Source organism: Microbacterium sp. NPDC056003, from assembly GCF_042274785.1.
GTDB lineage: Bacteria > Actinomycetota > Actinomycetes > Actinomycetales > Microbacteriaceae > Microbacterium.
This window is the reverse complement of the sequence record NZ_JBHJXQ010000001.1, coordinates 1,876,433-1,898,588: the sequence shown is the minus strand read 5'-3', so window position 1 is coordinate 1,898,588 and position 22,156 is coordinate 1,876,433. Positions and strand designations below refer to the sequence as shown.

Sequence of the window (22,156 nt, the reverse complement as noted above, 5' to 3'; positions counted from 1 at the left end):
CCCGCCCGCGTCCGTGCCGGCGCCCGATGAAGTGCGCCGGCACGGCGATTCCGTGAGGCCCGGGGATCAGCCCTCGGATTCGGCGACGAGGTCGGTGGCCGGCTCGGCCCCGGCCTTCCGTCTTCCGAGCGGGATCGTCGTGAGCAGTCCCACGACGAGCGCCGCGATGCCGACCCATGCGGCCACCGCAACGCCCTGGGTGAGCGCTTCGCGCGCGGCGTCGGCGATCGCGACGGTCGCCGGGTTCTCGGCGAGCTGAGCGATGAGGGCGCCCGCCGAGTCGGCGACGCCGTCGACGAGCCGGCCGATCGCGGGATCGGCGGCGATCTCGTCGCTGAGCCGCGGCTCGGTTCCCGCGCGCAATGTCGTGAAGAGCGCGGTTCCGAGGATGGCGATGCCCAGCGCCGAACCGACCTGACGGGCGGTGGACTGGGTCGACGAGGCCTGACCGGACTTGTCGAGAGGCACGTCGACGAGGATGAGCTGGGTCAGCTGCGCGGTCGCGAAGCCCACGCCCATGCCGTAGAAGAAGAGCGGGACACCGGTGACCCACGTGGACGAGTCGGGGCGGATGAGCAGCGCCATCACCGCCAGCGACACGATCTCGAGCAGGATGCCGAGCCGCACCATCTGCACCGGCGAAAGACGCTTGGACAGCGAGTGGACCGATCCGCTCGCCACGAACGAGCCCACTGCAAGTGGGAGGAGCGCGAGCCCGGCCTGGAGCGCGTCCATGCCCAGCACGTACTGGAACCACAGCGGGAGCGACAGGATCAGCCCGAACTCGCCGAGTGACACGGTGAGCGCGGTGACGTTGCCGTTGCTGAACGTCGGGATGCGGAACAGCGTGACGTCGAGCAGCACCGACCTGCCCGCGGCGACGCGCGATCGCTCGCGCAGGACGAGCGCTCCGAGCACGACGACCGCGAGCGCGAAGAGCACGGGGATGATGCTGAAGCCGCCGAGGCTGACCGGGGCGGTCTCGGACGCCTCCCACCACCCGTAGGACCGGCCCTCGATCAGGGCGAACACGAGCAGGCCGAATCCGACGATCGAAGCCGCCGCACCGATCCAGTCGGTGCGGTGGTGAGCCACCCGCCGAGGACCGGCCCGACCGCTGCCATCGAGCCGATCGTCGAACCCCAGACGGCGAACGCGATGCCGCGCTCGCTGCCGCGGAAGGTCGCGTTCAGCAGCGCGAGCGTGGTGGGCAGGATCATGGATCCGCCGACTCCCTGGAGCGCGCGGGCGGCGATCAGCCATGTGCCGGTCGGTGCGAACGCGCAAAGGATGCTCGCCCCGACGAAGAGGATGAGACCGATGACGAGGAGTCGTCGTCGGCCGATCCGGTCGCTCATCGTGCCCCACACCATCAGGAGTGCGGCGAACACCAGCGTGTAGACCTCCTGAACCCATTGCACCTGTGTGGTGCTGAGGTCGAGCGAGGAGATGATGTTGGGCATCGCCACGGAGACGATGGTCGCGTCCATGATGATGAGGGCGACGCCCAGCGAGATCGCGGCGAGGCCCCACCAGCGCAGGCGATGGAAGCGGTCGGTGTCGTGCGTCACGAACGTAGAGAATACTCCTCGTTTCCGACACCGTGTCGGCACCTCTTCCAGGCGGCGCTGACGAGCCCCGATTTCGCGGATCGCGATGGAGGTGACAGACTGTCGGTATCTTTCCGACACTCTGTCGGTATATCTCCACCACGTTGAAGGGTCCCGTGTTCCTCGCTCTGCGCGAGCTGCGGTTCGCCCGCGGCCGTTTCACCCTGATGGGCATCGTGATCGCGCTGATCTCGCTGCTCGTCGTCATGCTCTCGGGCCTCCTGGTCGACGAGCCCACCGCGGCGCTTGACCGTCGTCGCAGCCACGAGGTCGTCCAGCTCCTGGCCGACCGGGCGCACCAGTCCGGTGTGGCCGTGGTCATGGTCACCCATGACCGTGACGTGCTCGAGCACTGCGACAGCGTTCTCGAGATGGTCGACGGCCGTCTCGGCGCTCCCGCCCTCGTCGCCTGACCCGAGTGTGCGTGCCCGCGGGGGCATCGCGGGCAGAGGGCCGCAGAGGCCGGTGTCTCAGAGGTTGTCGCGCGCGGCCGGGTCGTCGGCGAGTCGGTCCGCCTCGCGCGCCACGGCCTCCTGCTCGGCCTCGCTCAGCGGCGGGAGGCCGACTTCGTCGGCCGGAATGCCCGCATACGGGTCTGCGCCGGGGAACTCGTGATCGAACGAGCCCGCGATGACTCCGCCCGGCGGAACCTCGTCGCCCGCTGCGCCCAGCAGGGTCTCTTCCCCCGGAGCCTGATCCGGCACGTCGTCTCCGAGGTGCTTGCGATGCGACTCTTCAGCCATGTTCACTCCCGCTCGTGCAGACGACACCGCAGACGTTCGGAGACTACACCGGGCGGCTCCGGTTCGCGCTACCGAAACCCGCGATCGCGCCCGTGTGCACGAGCGCGGATGCGGGACACGACAGCGCGAACCCGCGACGGGCAGGCGGACAGACCCGACGGCGACACAAGAAAAGCTCCGGAGGACCGGAGCTTCTCTTGATCACTGTCTCAACACAGTGCGCGCCCGAAGGGACTCGAACCCCTAACCTTCTGATCCGTAGTCAGATGCTCTATCCATTGAGCTACGGGCGCTCGGCCCGCACTCCCGCGCGGGCCAGCGTCCAGAATACCCGACGGCGCGCCAGGGAGCGAATCGAGCATCCCTGGGCGGAGATCCCGGGCGTGTCCAGCCATCCATGGGCGCCCTCGTGCGGCGGAACGCACACGTCGTCCCGTTCGAGGAGCGCCGGCCGCTCCGACGGATGACCCGCCGAGTCGAGCTCCATGGCGCCGAGCGTACGCGGCTCCCCGACGTCAGGCGTCGAGTTCGCTCACGTCGATGCCCGCCACCCGCGGCGACGGCGTCGCCTCGACAGGGTCGCCGTCGGCCGCCTCCCCCGCCTCCGCGGCGCGACGCCGGTGGGCAGCGAGCCGCGGGAGATCCACGAGGCGCAGCGACTGCATTCGGGCAGCCCGCAGCCTCTCGTAGTCGGGGTCGAGGTCGGGGCGCATGCCTTCGACGTTGAGCCGGCGCTCCAGATTCGCCTCGACGTCGCCCCACGCGGCATCCCTCGCCTGCTCGACCAGCGTGCGCACGGCGTGGGGATCCTCGGCGATGCGCCGGAGCTCCTTCGCCACTCCGACGTACTGCTTGTAGCGCTTGCGCAGGTTGCGGGTGTCGCGGTCGCGGTAGTCGTGCGTGCCGTCCGGATCGGTGAACTTCCCCCACGCCTTCTTCCGCTGGCGCTTGGCCAGGTCGGCGGCCTCCTCCTGCTCCACGGCGAGCGCGACGAGGGTGTCGTGCGCGAAAGGCGCGACGCGCGCGAGGTCGAACGCCTCGTCGTGGGCGATCGTCTCGACGAGGATGTGGTTGCGCACCGCCAGCCGCGCCGCGGCGCACGCGATGGACACGCCTTCGGCGATCGCCTCCGCAGTCTTGCCCATCACTCCTCCTCCATCGAGGCTAGCGTTCACCGGCGCTCCGCGAGTCCGCGAGAATCGATGAGCACGGTCGATGGAGACGAGAGGGATGACATGGCGCGGATGCAGCGGCTCGAGGTGCGCGGCAGGACGACGGTGATCACCGGCGCGGCGAGCGGCATGGGTGCCGAAGTCGCCCTCGAACTCGCGCGGCGCGGGGCGAGGCTCGCCCTCATCGATCGCAACGCGGACGGCCTCGAGGCGACGCTCGCGCGACTCACCGGAACGGGCCACACCGTGCACGTGGTCGACCTGACCGACGATGAGGCGGTGTTCTCGCTCGCGACGGCGGTCGAGGCATCCCACCCGCATGTTCAGGCGGTGATCACGTGCGCCGGGTCATCCATGCTCGGCGACATCGATCAGCTCACGATGGACGAGATGCGCTGGCTCATGGACGTGAACCTCTGGGGAACCGTCAACATCACCAAGGCACTCCTGCCGGCGCTGCGCCGCGAGCCCGCCGCGCACATCACGCACCTCGTGAGCATCTACGGGCTCGCCGCCCCTGCAGGCCGCATCCCGTACGCGATGAGCAAGTTCGCCGTGCGGGGGTTCACCGAGGCACTGCGGCACGAGCTCGAGCGCACGAACGTGAGCGTGGGCGCGATCTACCCGGCGGGGGTCAAGACCGGCATCATCGGTCGCGGGCGCTTCGCGGCCGCCATCGACCCGGCTGTCGCCGAGCGCGCCGCCGCCGCGCAGGCCGCGATGTACCATACGGAGCCCGTAGACGCCGCGGCGCGCATCGTGGAGGCCACGGTGCGGCGGCGGGCGCGGGTCATGATCGGGCGCGAGGCCCGCCTCGTCGATGTGCTGACCCGCCTCACACCCACGGGCTATTGGGCGCCGATGCGCCGCCCGCTGCGCGAGGCGATCGACACCACGACGCCGGTGCGCTGATCAGACCGGCTTCGTGTACTGCGCCCGGCCGAAGCCGAGGATGAAGTAGCCCACGAAGGCGAACAGCCACAGCAGGAAGAACGACCAGGCACCGCCCTTGCCGAAGCCCTTGCCCACGCGCACGGCGACGACGATGGACCACACGATGTTCACGATCGGGATCAGGTACAGCAGGCTCAGCCACGCCGAGTAGCCGGCGATCTTCACGAGGATGACGATGTTCACGATCGGGATGATGGCCAGGATGCCGGGGTACCCGGCCTTGCTGAACACCTTCCAGAGCGCGACGGCGACGAGGATGTACCAGATCAGTCCGAAGATGCCCGTGCCGCCCCAGAGGCTGGTGAGGTCGGCGGTGTCGGTCACTGCGTTGGCGAGGGTCATGCGCCTCAGCATAGGGCTGCCGGTACGCGTGGATGCGTATCAATCGCGGGCCCTGCGCGCAACCCCCCCAGGCGCATCCCGACCGTCCGCCTAGCGTTGAGGGAAGCAGGGCGCGGTACTCGTCGGGGGGTCGCGCCGCTTTCGGGAACTGCGACGCGGGGAGGTGCCGACCGGGGGGCCGGCACCTCCCTCATCTCGTCTGAGGCGCGCCGGTTCAGCCGATCGCCGCCATGCGCCAGGATGCCTCGGCGAGGGCCGCGCTGGGTGAGCGCGAGCTGGTGCTCCGCGCCGGCGAATGAGTGCGCGTCCAAACCGATCCGGGGTGTGATCCGAACAATCGGGCATCGCGGCACTCGCCGCCAACGAACAGGAGAACGCCATGCGCTCGTCACCGAACCGCCTCGTCGCCACGATCTTCGGCGCCGTATATCTCGTCGTGGGAGCTCTCGGCTTCGCCGTCACAGGCGGCGTGGGCTTCATCGCGACCGAGGGCAACCTGCTCCTCGGAGTCTTCGAGGTCAACCCGCTCCACAACATCGCTCACCTCCTGATCGGTGCGGCGCTCCTCGTCGCAGGCCTCAGCAACGCCCGCGCTGCGAAGGCCGTGAACATCGCCGTCGGAGCGGTCTACCTGCTGCTGGGCGTCGTCGGGTTCTTCCTGGTCGACACGGCGCTGAACATCCTCGCGCTCAACACGGCCGACCACTTCCTGCATCTGGCGAGTGCGCTGGTGCTCCTCGGAGTGGGTCTCGGCGCGGAGCGTGGCGTGCGCGCCGGCGCCTCGGGCCGGACGGCCTGACGGGGAAGACCATGACCACCGCGATCCCGACTGCCGACGCAGGCCCGGACGCCTCTCCGCGGGCGCGGTCGATCCGCGCGGGGTTCCGCGGCGTCGTGCCTTCCAGTGCTGCTGTCGCGGCGTGGGGCGCGGGCCTCATCGAGCTCGCGCTGGGCGCGGGAGCCTTGACGAACGGAGGTGCCGCCCGGGGGGCCGGCGCCGTCCTCGTCGCTCTCGGCGCCGCCGCGCTCGTATGGGGGGCTGCGACGCTCGTCCGCGGACGAATCATCGTCCCGCGGACGGGCGTCGCGGCAAGCCTGGCCGGTCTCGCCGCAGCCGTCGCGGCGCTCGCGGCCGATCCCGTGCGAACGAGTCTCGCGGCGATCGGTGCGCTCGCCGTCCTCCTTCTCGCCACCGCTCTCGCGTGCGCCTCACGCGTGCGCAGACGTGGAGGGCGAGCGGATGCCGCTCCCCCGCGCGTCTGGGCGATCCTTGCGGCCTCCGTCGTCGTCGCCGCGCTGGTGACACCGGCGCTGGCGGCCACGGACGCGGGACGCAGCGCCGTGCCCCACGGGCGGCACGGGATCACAGACCCCGGGCATCACTGACGGATTCTCGGCCCGCCGCAGCATGGAGGGTGCCACCGACTCCCTGCGCCGCGATGACCTGCGGCGCGCCGGATCAGCCGATCGCCGCGATGCGCCAGGATGCCTCGGCGGAGGCGCCCGGCTCGAGCACGATGAGGCCCGCGTCGTACGCGTAGTTCGGCGCGTTGAAAGCGTCGGGAGCGCAGGTCATCGGCTCGACCGCCAGTCCCAGCCGGCTCAGCGCGGCGTCGGGCTTGTCGGCGGTGTGGATCTGCACCCACGGGCACGCGGCATCCCACGCCATCTCGACACCGGAACCGGAGTCGTCGGTCACCCGGACCGTCGCGACGCCGTGCTCGTCTCGGGCCAGACCCGTGTACGCGTGGTCGATCTCGACCGCGCCGATGCGGCGCGCCGAGCGGAAGTCGAAGCGCTCGGGCTCGTCGGCATCGACCGCGACGAGGTCGGTCGGAATGAGCCGGTCGGGCGTGACCGCCAGCACTTCGGCCGCCGGGAGCTCGAGGGTCCACTCGTCGACGAGCCCTTCCCCCGCGACGAGGTACGGGTGCGGCCCGGTTCCCCAAGGCGCGGGCTCGCTGCTGTCGTTGCGGGCGATCACGGTCTGGGTCAGACCGTCGGGGCCGAGCGAGAAGGTGGTGGTGACGATGATGCGCCAGGGATACGCGGTCTGTGGCTGGACGACGGCGGCGAGGGTGACGTGGTCGGGGCCTTTGTCGATCGCCTCGAAGTCCAGCCACGCGGCGAGGCCGTGCAGCGCGTGCGAGCGCGCGGGCTCGGAGAGGGCGAGCTGGTGCTCGGAGCCGCCGAAGGTGTATCGGCCGTCGACCACGCGGTTCGGCCAGGGGGCGAGGGTCGCCCCGCGGTAGGAGGGGCGCACCTCGTCGGCGTCGAACGGCACGACGAGGTCGCGGCCGTTGTACGTGAGCGAGCGGAGCGTCGCTCCGACGCTGGCGATGACCGCCTCGTAGTCGCCCGCGCGGAGCGCGTGCTGGATGCCGGACGAGGGAGTGCGTGCCATGGGTCGAGATCCTCAGATGATGTGTGGGGAGAGTCCCAGTATCCCGCGACGGAGCGAGGGCCCGCGACCAGCGTCGCGGGCCCTCGCCGTCGGGTCACTGGCAGGTGGCGGCCGCGACCGTCACCGTGGACGAGTAGGTGAGGCCGCCGGAGGCCTCACCCGTGATCGTCACGTCGTGCGCGGCGATCGACGCCGCACGGGTCGTGAACGAGGCCGACGCGGTCTTGCCCGCGGCGACCGTGACGGTCTTGCTGCCGTAGGCACCCGCGATCGCGACCGTGGCCGCGACGTCGTCGGCGTTCTTCACGCTGACGATCTCGGTGATCTTGCCCGCGATGCAGCGCGTCGACGCCGTCGCGGACAGCTGGAGGCCGAGCGACACCGCCGCCGACGTCGACGGGCTCACAAGCCCATCGGAGTAGCCGTCGTAGTGCGCCGTGACCGAGCCGACACCCGCCGGGACCGTCACGGATGCCGAGCCGTCCTCGAGGTCGACCGTCTCGGTCCACGATCCGCCCGAGAAGGTGACCGTGCCGACGACGTCGCCGCCATCCTCCGCGGCCACCTCGGCGGTGACGGTGCGGTCCTCGGCTGTCAGCGTCGTGGTCGAGGACACGGCCTCGACCTCCGTCCAGGCGTGCATGGCCTCGAGCACCGACTGCGTGACGCTCACGAACGCGCCGTGACGCGGGCTCGCCGGGAGGCCGCCGACGGGGCGCACGGCCCAGTCGGCGCGCTGCGACAGACGGTCCGACTGCTGGCTCGAGGCGATGGCCCGCTCGTTCGTCAGGAACGCGCGGTAGCCGCCCGATCCGTAGTTGTCGACGAGGAACACGTAGCCGTCGCCCTGTGCGTTGTTGTTCGGATCTCCGGCGTTGAGCTTGACGATCTCCGGGCCCTCGCCCGCCTGGCCGGTCTCGAGCGTGGTCATGCGCGTGTCGGTCAGCTGCCACGTCGTGTTCGGGTCGGCGGTCCAGCTGGACTGCGTCGTGGGTGCGGTCACCACCTTCGAGCGCTCCATGAAGATGTCCTTGCCCGCCTCGAGGATGCCGGCGGCGCCGCTCTCCTCGTTCTTGGTGAACCGGTAGTAGTAGTCGCCGATCTTCGTGACGGTCGAGTCGATGCGCGCGTACCCGGTGTCCTGCCACGTGGCGGGCGGGTAAGTGAACGTCTGGAAGTCGCGCGTCAGCACGTAGAACATGCGGGCGTAGAGCTTGTCGCTGTTCGTGTGGGAGGCGTCGGAGTACAGGCGCGAGGCGAAGAACACCACGTACGACTGCAGCTCGTCGTCCCAGTACGCCTCGGGCGCCCACGTCATGCCGGCGGCCGGCTGGTTGACGGTGATGCCGGTGTTCTCGCCGTTGGTTCGATCCCAGTGCACGAGGTCGGTCGACTCCCAGACCTCGATCTTCAGGCTTCCGTTCGACTGCGCAGGGCCCCAGCCGGTCCCGCAGCTGATGCAGAGGTCGGTCGCGACCATGTAGTACTTGTCGCCGTCCTTGGAGCGGAGGATGTACGGGTCGCGCAGGCCCTTGGTGTCTGCGGTCGACGTGATGACCGGGTTGCCGCCGTTCACGGGCGAGAAGGTGAAGAAGTCGTTGCCCGACGTCGCCGCCTGGTAGATCTTCTCGTCGCCGTCGGACTTGAAGTACGCCGACGCGTAGCCGGCGTCCGGCGCCCAGCGGCCCTGCTCGGCGATCGTCACATCGAACGAGCGCTCCGCGGTCTGGCCGTTGAGCGTCGCGTGCGCGGTGAGCGTCACCTCGACATCGCCCTCGCCGTAGGCGGGACGTGTCACGAGCCCGCCGCCGCGGAACGGGTCGGCCGCACCGACGGCGGGCGCCTGGTACGCGGCATCCGTCGCCGTCACGACGGCGGGGTTCGACGACGTCCACGTGATGTCGGCGCCGTTCACCGCGCCCTTCGTGGCGAGCGGAAGGTGCTCGGTCGAGCGGTCGGCCAGCGTGATGGCGTCGAGATCGGCCGAGACGCTCGGGGCGAGCACGGTCGCGTCGAACGTGAGGGTGGTGCCGAGCGATGTCGTCGCCGTCAGAGTGACGGGTGTGTCGTCGACGATCGACCGCGAGACGACGCCCGTGGTCGAGATGACGGCAGGGTTCGACGACGACCACGTGAGAGCGACACCGTTGACGGACGCGCCGAGGGTGAGGTTGCTCGACACCTGGTCGAGCGATGGGTTGGCCCCCAACATGTTCGCCAGCACGTCGCCGCGCAGCAGAGCCGCGGTCGCGGCCGTCTTGTCCTCGGCGCTCGGCATGCTGCTCGTGACCTCGTCGGCGGTGAGCGCGACGTCCCAGAACTTCACGTCCGAGACGTCGGCCCGCAGCAGCGAGTCGCCCTGGTAAAGCGGACGGCCGAGGTAGCCGAGCACGTTGCCGCTCGGGATGATGGAGCTCAGGGAGCGGGTGTGGGTGAGCGTCGAGATGACGACGCCGTCCCGGTAGAGGGTGAGGGTGCTGCCCGACCCGACCATGGTGAGGGTCGTGAACCCGGCGTTCAGTCCGCCGCCGGCCGGCATGCGGTTCTCGCCGTTGTTGCCGTCGGTCTTCACCCGGATCGCCGCGAGCACCTGGTTGGTGTATCCGCCCTGCGCCGAGCGCGGGCTCAGGAAGATGTGGTTGCCGAGCTGGGTCGTGTTCCAGGCACCCACGCCGTCGCCGATGACCCAGCCGAAGCTGTTCGCCGCGGTCTGCGTCGACACCGTGTACTCGACCGTGAAGTCGTTGTCGGTCGCCGTCACCAGTCCCTTGGGCAGCGATGCGTATCCGTCGGCGCGGAACCGCAGCACGTCATCGGAGCCCGCCTCCGCGAACGACGCGTCCGTCAGCCCCGACAGCGTCGCGTGACGGCCGTTGCCCGAGACGTCGAGCAACGACGTACCCGCGTGGGACATGTCGTAGTGCGCGCTCGGCGCGGGGACGTCTGCGGCGTTCGCGGCCAGCGGGGCGGTGAGGCCCATGACGGACACCGCGAGGACCGCGGCGACGGATGCCGCGACCCCGCGGCGCACGGAGCGCCGGCGCGATGCGCGAGTGGATGGTGTCGGTTGTGGTCTCATCGGTGAGGCCCCCCTCGGGTCGGGTGGTGGTGGCTGCTCAGAAGCCCTGAGCGAGTCGGTAGTACGCCTGGTTCCACCGCAGCTCGCGCTGGAAGCCGCGTACGGTGGTGTCCTCGTCGATCACGACGAGTTCGGTCTTGGCGATGTCGGCGAAGTCGCGGAACACGTCGATGCCGACCGCGGTCGTCATGACGGTGTGGTGCGCGGCGCCGGCGGCGAGCCAGCAGGCGGCACTGGTCGCGAAGTCGGGAGCGGGCTCCCACACCGCGCGGCCCACAGGGAGCTTGGGCAGGTCGGGCGCATCCACGTTCTGCACGACGTTCGCCACGAGGCGGAAGCGGTCGCGCATGTCGCTCATCGCGACGACGAGGGCGGGTCCGGCGTCGGCCGTGAAGACCAGGCGCACCGGGTCGTCCTTGCCGCCGATGCCGAGCTCGTGCACCTCGAGACGCGGCTTGGTCGTCGTCAGCGTCGGCGACACCTCGAGCATGTGGGCGCCCAGGATGCGCTCGGAACCGGGCACGAGGTCGTACGTGTAGTCCTCCATGAGCGACGCCCCGCCGGGCAGGCCTGCGCCCATGACGTTGGCGACGCGCACCAGGATCGCGGTCTTCCAGTCGCCCTCCGCGCCGAAGCCGTAGCCCTCCGCCATCAGGCGCTGCACCGCGAGACCGGGCAGCTGCTTCAGAGCGCCGAGGTCCTCGAACGACGTGGTGAAGGCGCCGAAGCCGCCCTCCTCGAGGAAGGAGCGCAGACCCAGTTCGATCGCGGCGCCGTCGCGCAGCGACTGGTGACGCTCGGCACCGGGCCGGAGCTCGTCCGCCACGTCGTACGAGTCGAGGTACACCTGCACGAGCGCATCGATGTCGGCGTCGCTCGCCGCCTCGACAGCCTCGACCAGTTCGTTGACGCCCCACGTGTTGACCTGCACGCCGAAGCGGATCTCGGCCTCGGTCTTGTCGCCCTCGGTGACGGCGACGTAGCGCATGTTGTCGCCGAAGCGGGCGAGCTTCAGCGTGCGCACCGCGGCCCAGCCCGCGGCGGCGCGCTGCCAGTCCTCGACCTGCTGCACCACGGCCGGGTTCGACACGTGGCCGACGACGGTCTTGCGGGCCACGCCCAGGCGCGTCTGGATGTACCCGAACTCGCGGTCGCCGTGCGCGGCCTGGTTGAGGTTCATGAAGTCGAAGTCGATGTCGCCCCACGGCAGCTCGACGTTGGCCTGCGTGTGCAGGTGCAGCAGCGGCTTCTGCAGAGCATCGAGGCCCGAGATCCACATCTTCGCCGGGCTGAACGTGTGCATCCAGGCGATCACGCCGATGACGTCGTCGCGGCCGTTGACCTCGAGCGCCAGGCGGCGGATCGAGTCGGAGTCCTTCAGGACCGGCTTCCACACGACCGTGACCGGCAGCCCGCCGAGTCCATCGGCGACGGCCTGCGACTGCTCCGCCACCTGACGCAGCGTCTCCTCGCCGTAGAGGGTCTGGCTGCCTGTGACGAACCACACCTCGTACGAATCGAGGCTGGTGGCGAGAGGCTGACGGGTCATGGGGAGTCCTTCTGGGTCTTTCGAGGTGGGGGGAGGTGTGGTCAGAGGGCCGGAACGGCGGCTCGCTCGACGGCGAGTCCGGCGCGATAGCGCGAGAGGTAGGCGGCGAACCCGGGGACGTCCTCGGGGTCGGGCTCGACGACGTCGAACTCCGCATCGGCGAACACGCGGTCCCGCAGGTAGGCATCGAGGGGGAGATCGGATGCCTCGGCGAGGTAGGCCGCGAGAACCGCGATGCCCCACGCGCCGCCCTCGGACGCCGTCTCGGCCACCGCCACGGGGGCGTCCAGAGCACCCGCGAGGAACCGCTGGGCGACGCCCGCGGTGCGGAACATGCCGCCGTGCGCGAACATGCGGTCGAGGGCGACGCCCTCGCCGTCGAGCACGCGCATGCCGAGCGCGAGCGTGCCGAAGACACCGTAGATCTGGGCGCGCATGAAGTTCGCGAGCGTCAGACGGCTCTCGGGCGTGCGCACGAAGAGCGGGCGGCCCTCCGGAAGGTCCGCGATCGGCTCACCGGCGAGATGGTTGTAGGCGAGCAGGCCGCCCGCGTCCGGCTCGCCGTCGAGCGCCTCGCGGAAGAGCGCCTCGAAGACGTCGTCCGCGTGGAGCTGTCCGCCGCTGACGGTGGCGAACCGGTCGAACAGGCCCACCCACGCCGCGAGTTCGCTCGCCCCGTTGTTGCAGTGGACCATCGCCACCGGATCACCGGCCGGGGTCGTCACGACGTCGAGCTCGTGATGCACCCGCTCGAGCGGCCGCTCGAGGACGACCATCGCGAAGATGCTCGTGCCGGCGCTCACGTTGCCCGTGCGGGGCGCGACGGAGTTCGTGGCGACCATGCCGGTGCCGGCGTCGCCCTCCGGCGGGCACAGCGGGATCCCCGGCTTCAGAGCGCCGCTCGGATCGAGCAGGGCCGCGCCTTCGGCCGTGAGCTCGCCGGCCGACCCTCCGGCGACGACGACCTCGGGAAGGAGGGTGGCGACCTCGAGTCCGTACGCGCGCTCGGAGATGAGACGGTCGAACTTCTCGAGCATGCGGGTGTCGTAGTCACGCGTCTCTGCGTCGATCGGGAACATGCCCGACGCGTCGCCGATGCCGAGCACCTTGCGCCCGGTGAGCTTCCAGTGCACGTAGCCGGCGAGCGTGGTGAAGAAATCGACGTCGGTGACGTGCGGCTCCTCGTCGAGCACGGCCTGGTAGAGGTGCGCGATCGACCACCGGAGGGGGATGTTCACGCCGAAGAGCTCGGAGAGCACCGCCGCCGAGCGATCCGTGTTGGTGTTGCGCCAGGTGCGGAACTCGGTGAGCAGCTCGCCGTCGGCGTCGAACGCGAGGTAGCCGTGCATCATGGCCGAGACGCCGAGTGCGCCCACGGTCTCGAGTGCGACGTCGTGGCGGTCGCGGACGTCCGCGACGAGGTCGGCGTAGGCCGCCTGCAGGCCGGTCCACACGTCGTCGATCGCGTAGGTCCACAGGCGGTCGACGAACCGGTTCTCCCACGCGTGGCTGCCCACGGCGAGCACGTTTGCCGGATCGTCCGCGAGAACGAGGCAGGCCTTGATGCGTGTGGAACCGAGCTCGATGCCGAGCGCCGTGCGGCCGTCGATGATGGCCTGGGCCACGGTCGCCGGGTCGGCCGGCCGCGAAGCGGATGAACCTGGATCGTCCGGAGTCATGCCTGGTCCTCCGCGTCGCGACGCTCGTCGCTCGACTGCCCGTACACGTTCTGGTACCGGTCGTAGAGACGGTCGATGGCCTCCTGCGGGATCGGGATCAACGGTCCGGCCTCGCGTGCGTAGTGCACGGTGCGCGCGACGTCCTCGACCATGACCGCGGCCTTCACCGCGTCCTTCGCCGAGACGCCGATCGTGAAGGGACCGTGGTTCTGCATCAGCACCGCGCGGGATCGGTGGCCCGTCAGGGTCTCGACGATGCCGCGCCCGATCGAGTCGTCGCCGATGATCGCGAACGGTCCGACCGGGATCGGCCCGCCGAACTCATCGGCCATCGCGGTGATCACGCAGGGGATCTCCTCGCCGCGCGCGGCCCACGCCACGGCGAAGGTGGAGTGGGTGTGCACCACTCCCCCGACCTCGGGCATGTGGCGGTACACGTACGCGTGGGCGGCGGTGTCGCTCGACGGACTGCGGTCGCTGCCGGGCGTGCCCGGCACGACGTTGCCGTCGAGATCGCACAGGATCATGTTCTCGGGCGTCAGGTCGTCGTACGACACCCCCGAGGGCTTGATCACGAACAGGTCGGCGCCGGGCACGCGGCCCGAGACGTTCCCGCCCGTCCAGACGATGAGGTCGTACCGCACCAGCTCGGCGTGCAGCCTCGCCACGTCGGCGCGCACCGCGTCGATCGCGGCCTGGAGCCCGGCATCCATCAACTCGCCCTCCGCCTCGTCAGCACGCGCTGCAGGAGGACGAACACCAGCAGGACGCCGCCTGTGATGATCGTCAGATACTCGGGGTTGATGGTGCCGTCCTTCGTGATGATGAGGCGCATGGCCGCGATCACGAACACACCGACGACCGAGCCGAGGATGTAGCCGTATCCGCCGGTGAGCAGCGTGCCACCGATGACGACCGCGGCGATCGCGTCGAGCTCCCAGCCGATGCCGGTGACGTTCTGAGCCTTGCCGCCGACCTCGGCGGTGTAGACGACCGCCGCGAGGCCGGACAGCGCGCCGGAGATGATGTAGATCCCCACGCGGGTCTTCGCCACGGGCAGGCCCATCAGTCCGGCCGAGCCTTCGTTGCCGCCGATCGCGTACACGGTGCGCCCACTGCGGCTGCGGTGGAGGTAGAACATGCCGCCGAGCACGACGAGCACCGCGATGATGAGGCCCGGAGTGACGGTCAGGTCGTTGACCTTGGGCCCGTCGTAGAGCTTCCAGTCGGTCGCGAGCAGGTGGATCGGGGAGTCCTCCGGCGCCTGCACGGGCGTGGTCGAGAGGATCGACGCCAGTCCGCGGGCGAGGAACATCATCGCGAGTGTGGCGATGAACGGCTGCACGTTGAAGTACTGGATCATGACGCCCGCGAGCGCACCGAACAGCGCTCCGAACAGGATCATGAGCACCATCGAGGCCCAGCCGTTGATGCCGATGTTCATCAGCATCACGCCGGCGACCGAACTGAACGCGACGACCGCGCCGACCGAGAGGTCGATGCCGGCCGAGACGATGACGATCGTCATGCCCACGGCGAGGATGATCGTCGGCGCGAAGCTGATCAGCAGGCTCGACATCGTGCCGGCGTGGAACACGCGACCGTACGCGACCTCGGCGTAGATGAGCATGCCGAACAGCAGGACGAGCGCGGCCAGCGTGGGGATCAGCGTCTGATTGCGCTCCCACAGCCGCGCCATGCGACCACGGCGCGCTGCGCGCTTGCCCTCAGGGAGGTCGGGAACCGGGGGGATTGCTTCGACAAGCGTGCCTGAGGCGCTCATGCGACGGCCTCCTTCGAGACGGATGCGGTCTGCTCCACGGTCGGCGCCGGTCCGCTGGGCGGGGTGCCCGGCGACTTCCGACGCACGAGCGCCCACGAGCGCACGCGCTCGGACTGGAGCAGCACGAGGACGATGATGACGATGGCCTTGAACGCCGGCGTCGCCGCAGCGGGGATTCCGAGGAACAGCACGGTCTTGTTCAGGGTCGCGATGAGGAGCGCTCCGACCGTGGAGCCCACGATCGAGAACTTGCCGCCGGCGAGCGACGTGCCGCCGATGACCACCGCGAGGATGGCGTCGAGCTCCATCAGGTTGCCCGTGCCGCCGACGCTCACCGTCATCACTTCCGAGACGCTGAAGAGACCTCCGACCGCGGCGAGCGCGGCGGAGAGGATGTAGACGCCGAACAGGATCGGACGGGGACGGATGCCGGCGAGCCGGCTCGCGTGCGGGTTGATGCCGATCGACTCGATCATGAGGCCGAGCGCCGTGCGCCGCATGGCCAGGGCGATGAGCACGACGATCGCGATCGCGAGCACGAAGCTCGTCGGGATCCCGAAGATCTGCCCGTTTGCGAGGAGGCGGAACGGCTCGTTCGTGGCGTTGGTGTTCTGGCCCCCGGTGATGACGCGTGCGATGCCGCGCGCAGCGAGCATCATGATGAGCGTCGTGATGAAGGGCTGAAGCCCGATGACCGACACCAGGAATCCGTTGATGGCACCGAGCACGATCGCGAGCGCGAGCGCGAGCCCGACCGCGGTCAGCATGGCGCCGATGGGCGACGACCCGTTGAGGCTCGAGAGCGTCTCCATCGCGACCGCGCCGCCGACGGCCATCATCGACCCGACGGAGAGGTCGATGCCTCCCGTGGCGATGACGAACGTCATGCCCAGCGCGATCATGATGATCGGCGCCGAGACGCGCAGGATGTCGAGGACGTTGCCTGTGAGCATCCCCGTCGTCGGGTTGACACTGACGGCGAGGTACGCCGGGTTCTTGAGCGTGTTGATGAGCAGCAGCAGCGCGATGCCGACGATGGCCCAGAACCAGGGCGTGCGCAGTGCGATTCTGACGCGGTTCATGACGCGCTCCCTTCCTGGTCGGCGGATGCTTCTCCGGCGGCGACCTCTTCGGAGAGGGCTTCGGCGGTCCTCTCGGCCTGATCGCCCGTCTCGCTGGCGATGACGGAGACGATGCTCTCGGCGGTGACGTCCGGTCCGTTGACGACCTCGCCCACCTTCTGGTGGTCCTTGAGGATGACGATCCGCTCGGAGAGCCGCACGACCTCCTCGAGCTCGGATGAGACGAAGACGACGCTCATGCCGCCCTCGGCCAGCTCGGCGACGGTCTCCTGGATGTCGGCCTTCGCGCCGACGTCGATGCCACGGGTCGGCTCGTCGAGGAGGAGAAGGTCGGGGTTGGTGGCGAGCCACCGGCCGAGCAGCACCTTCTGCTGGTTGCCGCCGGAGAGGAGACGGATGGGACGGTCCGGGTCGTTCGGCCGCACGCTGAAGCGCTCCATGTAGGTCTTGACCAGCTGGTCGACCTCACGGGCCGGAACGCGACGGAACCACCCGCGTCGCGCCTGGACGGCGAGCATGATGTTCTCGCGGACGCTCAGGTCGCCGACGATGCCGTCGTCACGGCGGCTCTCGGTCGAGTAGGCGATGCCGTGGGCGAGCCCGGCGACGGGCGAGTTCAGCGAGACCTTCTTGCCACGGAGCCGGATCGTGCCCGTGTCGGACTTGTCGGCGCCCGCGATGAGGCGGGCGAGCTCGGTGCGGCCGGCTCCGAGGAGCCCGGCGAAGCCGACGACCTCACCCGCGTGGATGTCGAGGTCGGTGGGTTCGATCGCGCCCTTGCGGCCGAGGTCTTCGGCGGCGAAGAGCGGCGTGACGCTGCGGTCGCGCTGCTGAGTCTGCCGGTTGGAGCCGAGGGCCTTGAGCGACTCGAAGTCCTTGCCGATCATCTTCGAGATGAGCTGCGTGCGGTCGAGGTCGCGCTTGAGGTACTCGCCGACGAAGGCACCGTTGCGCAGCACCGTGATGCGGTCGCTGATCGCGTAGACCTGGTCGAGGAAGTGCGAGACGAAGAGGATCGCGACGCCCTGGTCGCGAAGCCGGCGCATGACGTCGAAGAGCACCTCGACCTCGTTCGCATCCAGGCTCGAGGTGGGCTCATCGAGGATCAGCACCTTCGAGTCGGTGACCATCGCGCGGCTGATGGCGACGAGCTGCTGGAGCGCGATGGAGATCGACGACAGCGGCGCGCGGGGGTCGAGGTCGCCCAGGCCCATGCGGGCGAGCGCCTCGCTGGCCTTGGCGTGGGTCTTGCGCCAGTTGATGCCGGTCCAGTCTCGGACCTCGTGTCCGAGCATCACGTTCTCACCGATGGTGAGGTTCGTGCAGAGGTTGACTTCCTGATAGACGGTGGAGATCCCCGCAGCCTGAGCGGAGGCGGTCCCGTTGAAGTGCCGCACCTGGCCGGCCACGACGATCTCGCCGGAGTCGATCTGGTAGACGCCGGTGAGCGCCTTGATCAGGGTGGACTTCCCGGCACCGTTCTCACCCATCAGGGTGTGCACTTCGCCGGGAAGCAGCCGGAAGCTGACGTCGTCGAGTGCCTTGACTCCCGGGAAGGTGATGGACGCGTTGCGGACCTCGACGATCGCAATCGGTTCAATCATGGCTGCGTGGATCCTTTGCTGCAGGGCGGGGGTTCTGGTGGAAACGAGCACGAGCGGGGGCCGCCGGAACGGCGACCCCCGCTCGCATCACTTCTCGCTTCGTCGACAGAGTCGGATCAGAAGCCCTTGCCCTCGTCGATCGCGGCCTGAGCGGCCTCGGGCGAGTCGAACGTCTCGCCGGGGACGATGATGTTCTTCTCGACGCTGTCGCCCGCCAGTGCGGAGTTGACCGCGTCGACGGCGAGGTCGCCGAAGAACGGGTTGTACTGGGCGACGAAGCTCAGCTCACCAGCGGCGAGTGCTTCGAGGGCCGGGGTGGTGCCGTCGATCGTGGCGATCTTGACGTCCTCACCCGGGACCAGGCCGGCGGCCGTCACGGCAGCGGCCGCGCCGATGCCCATCTCGTCGTTCTGAGCGAACACGAACTGGAGGTCCGGGTTCTCCTTCAGCACGGTCTCGATGACCGACTTGCCCTCGTCAGCGGTCCAGTTGGCCGTCTGCGCGCCGATCTTGTTCCAGCCCGAAGCGCCCTCGATGGCCGCGTCGAAGCCCTCGTTGCGCTCGTTGACGACCGAGAGGCCGGGGACGCCCTCGAGCGTGAAGTAGTTCGCGCCCTCGGGGAAGGTCTCGACGGCCCACTCGCCGACGGTGCCGGCGACGTTGACGTTGTCGGGTGCGATGCGCGTGACGTAGAGGTCCTCGCTGGCGTCGACACCACGGTCGAGCAGGATGACGGGGATCTCAGCCTCCTGGGCGAGCTCGAGCGAGTCCTCCCAGCCGGAAGCCTCGGTCGCGGTGAGGAGGATCACGTCGACCTCGTCGTTCACGAACGTCGCGAAGGCGTCGATCTGCGACTTCTGGTCGGTCGGGCTCGCCGCGGGAGCGTACTTCAGGTCGAAGCCCGCGTCCTGCGTGAACGCGTCCTTGATCGCCTGCTCGTTCGCGTTGCGCCAGCCGCCCTCGGGGCCGACCGCGACGAAGCCGACCGTGGTCAGTTCGCCGTCGCCGCCCGCGTTGCCGCCGTCGCCGTTGTCGCCGCCGTCGTTGCCGCCGCCTGCGCAGCCGGCAAGACCGAGGGCGAGCGCCCCCGCGCCGACGAAGCCGATCAGGCCGAGCATCCGCTTCTTGTTTGCCATCTCTTCTCCTCCTTGAGACTCCCCGACGCTTCTTGGTCGGCGAGGAAGTGCCGGTGCCCCAGCGGGACACTCTCGGGTGTGTGCGAGTCCATTGTGCGCGCTAACAACCCTGTGCGCAACTAGTTCTGCAAGATTCGTTATTTCTCCGTTACCGCGAACATTAACACTTTCGCGTGAGCGGCAACATACCCCTTTCCGGCACGCAAGCCAAAGGCGCCTCACCCCAGGGAGCGAGGCGCCTCCGATCGTGCGTCAGGAGCGGGGCGGCGCGGTCGAGCTGCGGACGATCAGACGCGGCTCGATGATGTCGTGCTCGGTCACCTCTTCGCCCTCGATCGCCGCAATGATGATCTGAAGTGCGAGCGCGCCGAGCGCAGCGAAATCCTGCCGCACCGTCGTGAGCGGCGGCAGGAAGTGGCGCGCGTCGGGAAGATCGTCGAACCCGACGACGCTGATGTCGTCGGGCACCTTCAGCCCTCGCTCCGACAGTCCGTGCACGAGGCCCAGCGCCATCTGGTCGTTCGCCGCGAACACCGCCGTCGCGTCGGCGAAGTCGTAGGTCTTGCCGAACGTGTAACCGTAGTCCGACGTCCAGTCGCCGACCACCGGAGGGGCGATCGGCAGACCCGCGTCGGCCAGGGCATCCCGCCAGCCCTGCTCGCGAGCCCGCGCGTCGTACCAGTCCAGCGGCCCTGACAGGTGGGCGATCGAGCGGTGCCCGAGCTCGATCAGGTGCATCACGGCGGCCATCGCGCCGGCGCGCTGATCGACCGCGGCGGTGTGCATCTCGGGATCGGACTCCGCCTTGATGACGAGGGTGGGAAGACCCGTGCTCTGCTGGCGCAGGAGATCGAGCGACGAAGCGCGCGGGGCGATGACGCAGAGCGCGTCGACGCCCTGGGTCACGAGCTCGACGACGCCGGTGTCGATCTGCGACTCTTCGTCGTCGGAGATCGAGAACGCGCTGATCGCATAGCCTGCATCGCGCGCAGCGCTCTCGATCGCGCGGAGCGTGCTGTTCGGACCCCACTGCACCGGGCTGTCGACGAGGATGCCGATGCGCATGGCGCGGCGCGTGGCGAGCGCGCGCGCGATGGAACTGCGCGTGTAGTTCATCTCGTCGATGGCCTGGAGCACACGCTCGCGGGTCGACTCGCGGATGTTGGGGTGCCCGTTGAGCACGCGCGAAACGGTCATGTGCGAGACGCCCGCCTGCTTGGCGACATCGTAGATGCTCGGCCGCTGCCAGCCCCTGGCCATCTGATCGGTCACAGTGGATCACCTCCCTTTCTTGCTGACCACATCGTAAGGCGCGGCGGTGGAGGCCGCCGCCGCACCGCCGACGCCGGGGAACACGGCTGCCGCCGCGCCGGGGACGAGCCAGAGAATCAGGCCGGTCACGGCGAGGAGCACGCCCGCCCCCGCCGCGGCGATCCAGCCCACGGGCACGGGGTCGCCGGTTCCGGACGGCGCAGCGCCTGAGGCCCCCGGCTGCCCGGTGCCGCCGGTGCCCGAGCCGGACCCGTCGGGGGTCGCCGCGGTCGGTGTCGGCTTCGGTGTCGGTTTGCCCTTCCCGGGGTTCCCGTTCCCGTTCCCGTTGCCGTTCCCGTTCCCGTTGCCGTTCCCGTTCCCGTTGCCGTTCCCGTTGCCGTTCCCGTTCCCGTTCCCGTTCCCGTTCCCGTTCCCGTTCCCGTTCCCGTCGCCGTTCCCGGGGTTTCCCGGGCCGCCGGGGTTTCCCGGATGACACGGATGCCCGGGCATCCCCGCCCAGGGAGGCGGGCCGGGTGTACCCGGGGTCCACGTGCACTCCAGCGGGGCGATCTCCACCGTGACGCGGACGCCGTCCGGTTCCGGGGCGGGTCCGGCGGCCGACGCCAGCGCGCCGGGAACGATGAGCGTTCCGAGGACGAGCGCGAGCCCGGCGATCGTGCCGGCGATCCTCCCCCGGCTCCTCACGAGGCGTCCGCTGCGGACTCGGCCTCGCGGCGCCCGGCCGCCTTGGCATCCTCGAGCATCGACTCGAGGCGCCGGCGAGACCGGATGCGCCCCCAGACGATCGCCCACACGACCAGCACGAGGCCGGCGAGGATGATGAGCTGCGGCCAGGGCACCGCCCAGACGACCGTGTCCGCAGTGATCGGTTCGATGGTGGCGTTGTCGCCGTTCATCGTCACGACCGTGGGGGTGACGACCACCGAAGCGGGAACGACGAAGAGCGGCCAGACGCCCTCGACGACGACGGTGATGTCGCGCGAGTCGCCGGGCAGGAGTTCGAGCGTGCGCTCCCCCTCGGCCGGGAACTCGGTGGATCCGCCCCCGGCGGACACCGTGCCTTCGGCGAGGAGGATGGTGTTCCCGGTGTTCTCAGCGCGGAAGGTGATCGTCGCCTCGCCGGGACGGAACGGGTTCCACGACAGGGAGTAGTCGCCCGACACCACGTCGACTGTGGCTGAGGGCGTGATCTCCCCTGTCACCCGCGTGGTCACGCGGAAGCCCACGCGGCTCTCGACGCCGACCGCCGTGCCGTCCTCACTCTCCTGGACGGACACGATGGAGGCGGTGATCCCGGCGGCGTGGTCGCCCGGCTCGGCCTGTTCGGGGACGGTGATCGTGAAAGGAACGACAGCCGTCTCGCCCGCATCGACGGTGACCGTCTCCGGGACCGAGATCCAGGTGCCCGCATCGACGGACTCCTCCCCGGCCGGAAGGATGTCGAATCGACCCGTGCTGGTGTAGAAGCCGTCGGCGGCGAGCAGCGCGAACTCGACTGTCTGGTCGCTCACGTTGCGTACCGCGAAGTAGTCGTCGACCGACTCCCCCGGGTCGAGCTCATTCTCGACGAAGGTCCGCCCGTCAGGCCCGGACTCGTTCGCCGGAGTCACCGACCAGCGGACGTCGGGTGTGTCGTCGGTGTCGGCGGACGCGGGTACCGCAACACCGGCGACCAGCGCCAAGCCCAGGGCGAGGCCGGCCAGCGCATGACGCGCCGGCCGGAGGCGGGAAGAGAGTGGCAGCAAGG

General features: G+C 69.7%; 21 protein-coding genes and 1 tRNA gene. 4 read left to right on the top strand and 18 right to left on the bottom strand.

What is annotated here, in order from left to right:
- Positions 1 to 66 precede the first annotated feature (66 nt).
- Together ACFC1W_RS08555 and ACFC1W_RS08550 are read right to left on the bottom strand one after the other, a co-directional pair.
- Positions 67 to 1,095, bottom strand: a complete 1,029-nt coding sequence (locus ACFC1W_RS08555; RefSeq protein ID WP_375990997.1) for an MFS transporter — start codon at positions 1,093 to 1,095, stop codon at positions 67 to 69.
- On the bottom strand, positions 1,020 to 1,571 hold the full coding sequence (locus ACFC1W_RS08550; RefSeq protein WP_375990995.1) for an MFS transporter: 552 nt from the start codon (positions 1,569 to 1,571) through the stop codon (positions 1,020 to 1,022). The genes ACFC1W_RS08555 and ACFC1W_RS08550 overlap by 76 nt, the downstream gene beginning before the upstream one ends.
- A gap of 155 nt (positions 1,572 to 1,726) precedes the next feature.
- On the opposite strand from ACFC1W_RS08550, the gene ACFC1W_RS08545 reads away from it, so the two are divergent.
- A complete protein-coding gene (locus tag ACFC1W_RS08545; RefSeq protein WP_375990993.1) occupies positions 1,727 to 2,023 on the top strand; it encodes a hypothetical protein in 297 nt (98 codons plus the stop codon).
- 57 nt (positions 2,024 to 2,080) lie between these two features.
- Here ACFC1W_RS08545 and ACFC1W_RS08540 read toward each other — a convergent pair whose 3' ends face one another.
- The 3 genes from ACFC1W_RS08540 to ACFC1W_RS08530 all read right to left on the bottom strand — a co-directional run bounded on the left by ACFC1W_RS08540 (position 2,081) and on the right by ACFC1W_RS08530 (position 3,498).
- Entirely contained in the window at positions 2,081 to 2,353 is a 273-nt protein-coding gene (locus ACFC1W_RS08540; RefSeq protein WP_375990990.1) for a hypothetical protein, read from the bottom strand.
- Between the two features lie 220 nt (positions 2,354 to 2,573).
- A tRNA-Arg gene (locus ACFC1W_RS08535) sits at positions 2,574 to 2,646 on the bottom strand.
- A 222-nt stretch (positions 2,647 to 2,868) separates the two neighbouring features.
- Positions 2,869 to 3,498: an asparagine synthase gene (locus ACFC1W_RS08530; protein ID WP_375990988.1), complete on the bottom strand. Its 630-nt coding sequence runs from the start codon at positions 3,496 to 3,498 to the stop codon at positions 2,869 to 2,871.
- Between the two features lie 57 nt (positions 3,499 to 3,555).
- Here ACFC1W_RS08530 and ACFC1W_RS08525 point away from each other — a divergent pair, with 57 nt between their 5' ends.
- Entirely contained in the window at positions 3,556 to 4,437 is an 882-nt protein-coding gene (locus ACFC1W_RS08525) for an SDR family NAD(P)-dependent oxidoreductase (RefSeq protein ID WP_375990986.1), read from the top strand.
- On the opposite strand, the gene ACFC1W_RS08520 is transcribed toward ACFC1W_RS08525, so the two are convergent.
- Positions 4,438 to 4,821 carry a DUF5684 domain-containing protein gene (locus ACFC1W_RS08520; RefSeq protein ID WP_375990983.1) on the bottom strand — a complete coding sequence of 128 codons (384 nt, stop codon included), beginning with the start codon at positions 4,819 to 4,821 and terminating at the stop codon, positions 4,438 to 4,440.
- Between the two features lie 379 nt (positions 4,822 to 5,200).
- Between ACFC1W_RS08520 and ACFC1W_RS08515 the strand changes: the two genes are divergently transcribed.
- Positions 5,201 to 5,620 carry a DUF4383 domain-containing protein gene (locus ACFC1W_RS08515; protein ID WP_375990980.1) on the top strand — a complete coding sequence of 140 codons (420 nt, stop codon included), beginning with the start codon at positions 5,201 to 5,203 and terminating at the stop codon, positions 5,618 to 5,620.
- A gap of 11 nt (positions 5,621 to 5,631) precedes the next feature.
- Positions 5,632 to 6,207, top strand: a complete 576-nt coding sequence (locus ACFC1W_RS08510; protein ID WP_375990978.1) for a hypothetical protein — start codon at positions 5,632 to 5,634, stop codon at positions 6,205 to 6,207.
- Positions 6,208 to 6,280: 73 nt separating this feature from the next.
- Here the strand turns inward: ACFC1W_RS08510 and ACFC1W_RS08505 are convergent, their stop codons facing one another.
- From ACFC1W_RS08505 to ACFC1W_RS08450, 12 genes are all read right to left on the bottom strand, one after another.
- Complete coding sequence (locus tag ACFC1W_RS08505) at positions 6,281 to 7,225, bottom strand: aldose 1-epimerase family protein (protein WP_375990975.1); 945 nt, start codon at positions 7,223 to 7,225, stop codon at positions 6,281 to 6,283.
- Positions 7,226 to 7,319: 94 nt separating this feature from the next.
- Complete coding sequence (locus ACFC1W_RS08500; RefSeq protein WP_375990973.1) at positions 7,320 to 10,256, bottom strand: immunoglobulin-like domain-containing protein; 2,937 nt, start codon at positions 10,254 to 10,256, stop codon at positions 7,320 to 7,322.
- Positions 10,257 to 10,341: 85 nt separating this feature from the next.
- On the bottom strand, positions 10,342 to 11,853 hold the full coding sequence (gene araA / locus ACFC1W_RS08495; protein ID WP_375990971.1) for an L-arabinose isomerase: 1,512 nt from the start codon (positions 11,851 to 11,853) through the stop codon (positions 10,342 to 10,344).
- A 41-nt stretch (positions 11,854 to 11,894) separates the two neighbouring features.
- A complete protein-coding gene (locus ACFC1W_RS08490; protein ID WP_375990969.1) occupies positions 11,895 to 13,532 on the bottom strand; it encodes a xylulokinase in 1,638 nt (545 codons plus the stop codon).
- Positions 13,529 to 14,245: an L-ribulose-5-phosphate 4-epimerase gene (locus ACFC1W_RS08485; protein WP_375990967.1), complete on the bottom strand. Its 717-nt coding sequence runs from the start codon at positions 14,243 to 14,245 to the stop codon at positions 13,529 to 13,531. Before ACFC1W_RS08485 ends, ACFC1W_RS08490 begins: the two co-directional genes overlap by 4 nt.
- Positions 14,245 to 15,315: an ABC transporter permease gene (locus ACFC1W_RS08480; protein ID WP_375990964.1), complete on the bottom strand. Its 1,071-nt coding sequence runs from the start codon at positions 15,313 to 15,315 to the stop codon at positions 14,245 to 14,247. Before ACFC1W_RS08480 ends, ACFC1W_RS08485 begins: the two co-directional genes overlap by 1 nt.
- Positions 15,312 to 16,397 carry an ABC transporter permease gene (locus tag ACFC1W_RS08475; RefSeq protein WP_241112179.1) on the bottom strand — a complete coding sequence of 362 codons (1,086 nt, stop codon included), beginning with the start codon at positions 16,395 to 16,397 and terminating at the stop codon, positions 15,312 to 15,314. The genes ACFC1W_RS08480 and ACFC1W_RS08475 overlap by 4 nt, the downstream gene beginning before the upstream one ends.
- Entirely contained in the window at positions 16,394 to 18,001 is a 1,608-nt protein-coding gene (locus ACFC1W_RS08470; RefSeq protein ID WP_375990961.1) for a sugar ABC transporter ATP-binding protein, read from the bottom strand. Before ACFC1W_RS08470 ends, ACFC1W_RS08475 begins: the two co-directional genes overlap by 4 nt.
- A 116-nt stretch (positions 18,002 to 18,117) precedes the next feature.
- On the bottom strand, positions 18,118 to 19,137 hold the full coding sequence (locus ACFC1W_RS08465) for a substrate-binding domain-containing protein (protein WP_241112181.1): 1,020 nt from the start codon (positions 19,135 to 19,137) through the stop codon (positions 18,118 to 18,120).
- A gap of 252 nt (positions 19,138 to 19,389) precedes the next feature.
- Complete coding sequence (locus ACFC1W_RS08460; protein ID WP_375990958.1) at positions 19,390 to 20,409, bottom strand: LacI family DNA-binding transcriptional regulator; 1,020 nt, start codon at positions 20,407 to 20,409, stop codon at positions 19,390 to 19,392.
- 6 nt (positions 20,410 to 20,415) lie between these two features.
- Positions 20,416 to 21,093, bottom strand: a complete 678-nt coding sequence (locus tag ACFC1W_RS08455; RefSeq protein ID WP_375990955.1) for a hypothetical protein — start codon at positions 21,091 to 21,093, stop codon at positions 20,416 to 20,418.
- The gene (locus ACFC1W_RS08450) at positions 21,090 to 22,154 is read right to left on the bottom strand and encodes a WxL protein peptidoglycan domain-containing protein (RefSeq protein WP_375990954.1); all 1,065 of its coding nucleotides are present in this window, start codon (positions 22,152 to 22,154) and stop codon (positions 21,090 to 21,092) included. Before ACFC1W_RS08450 ends, ACFC1W_RS08455 begins: the two co-directional genes overlap by 4 nt.
- Between the last annotated feature and the right edge of the window lie 2 nt (positions 22,155 to 22,156).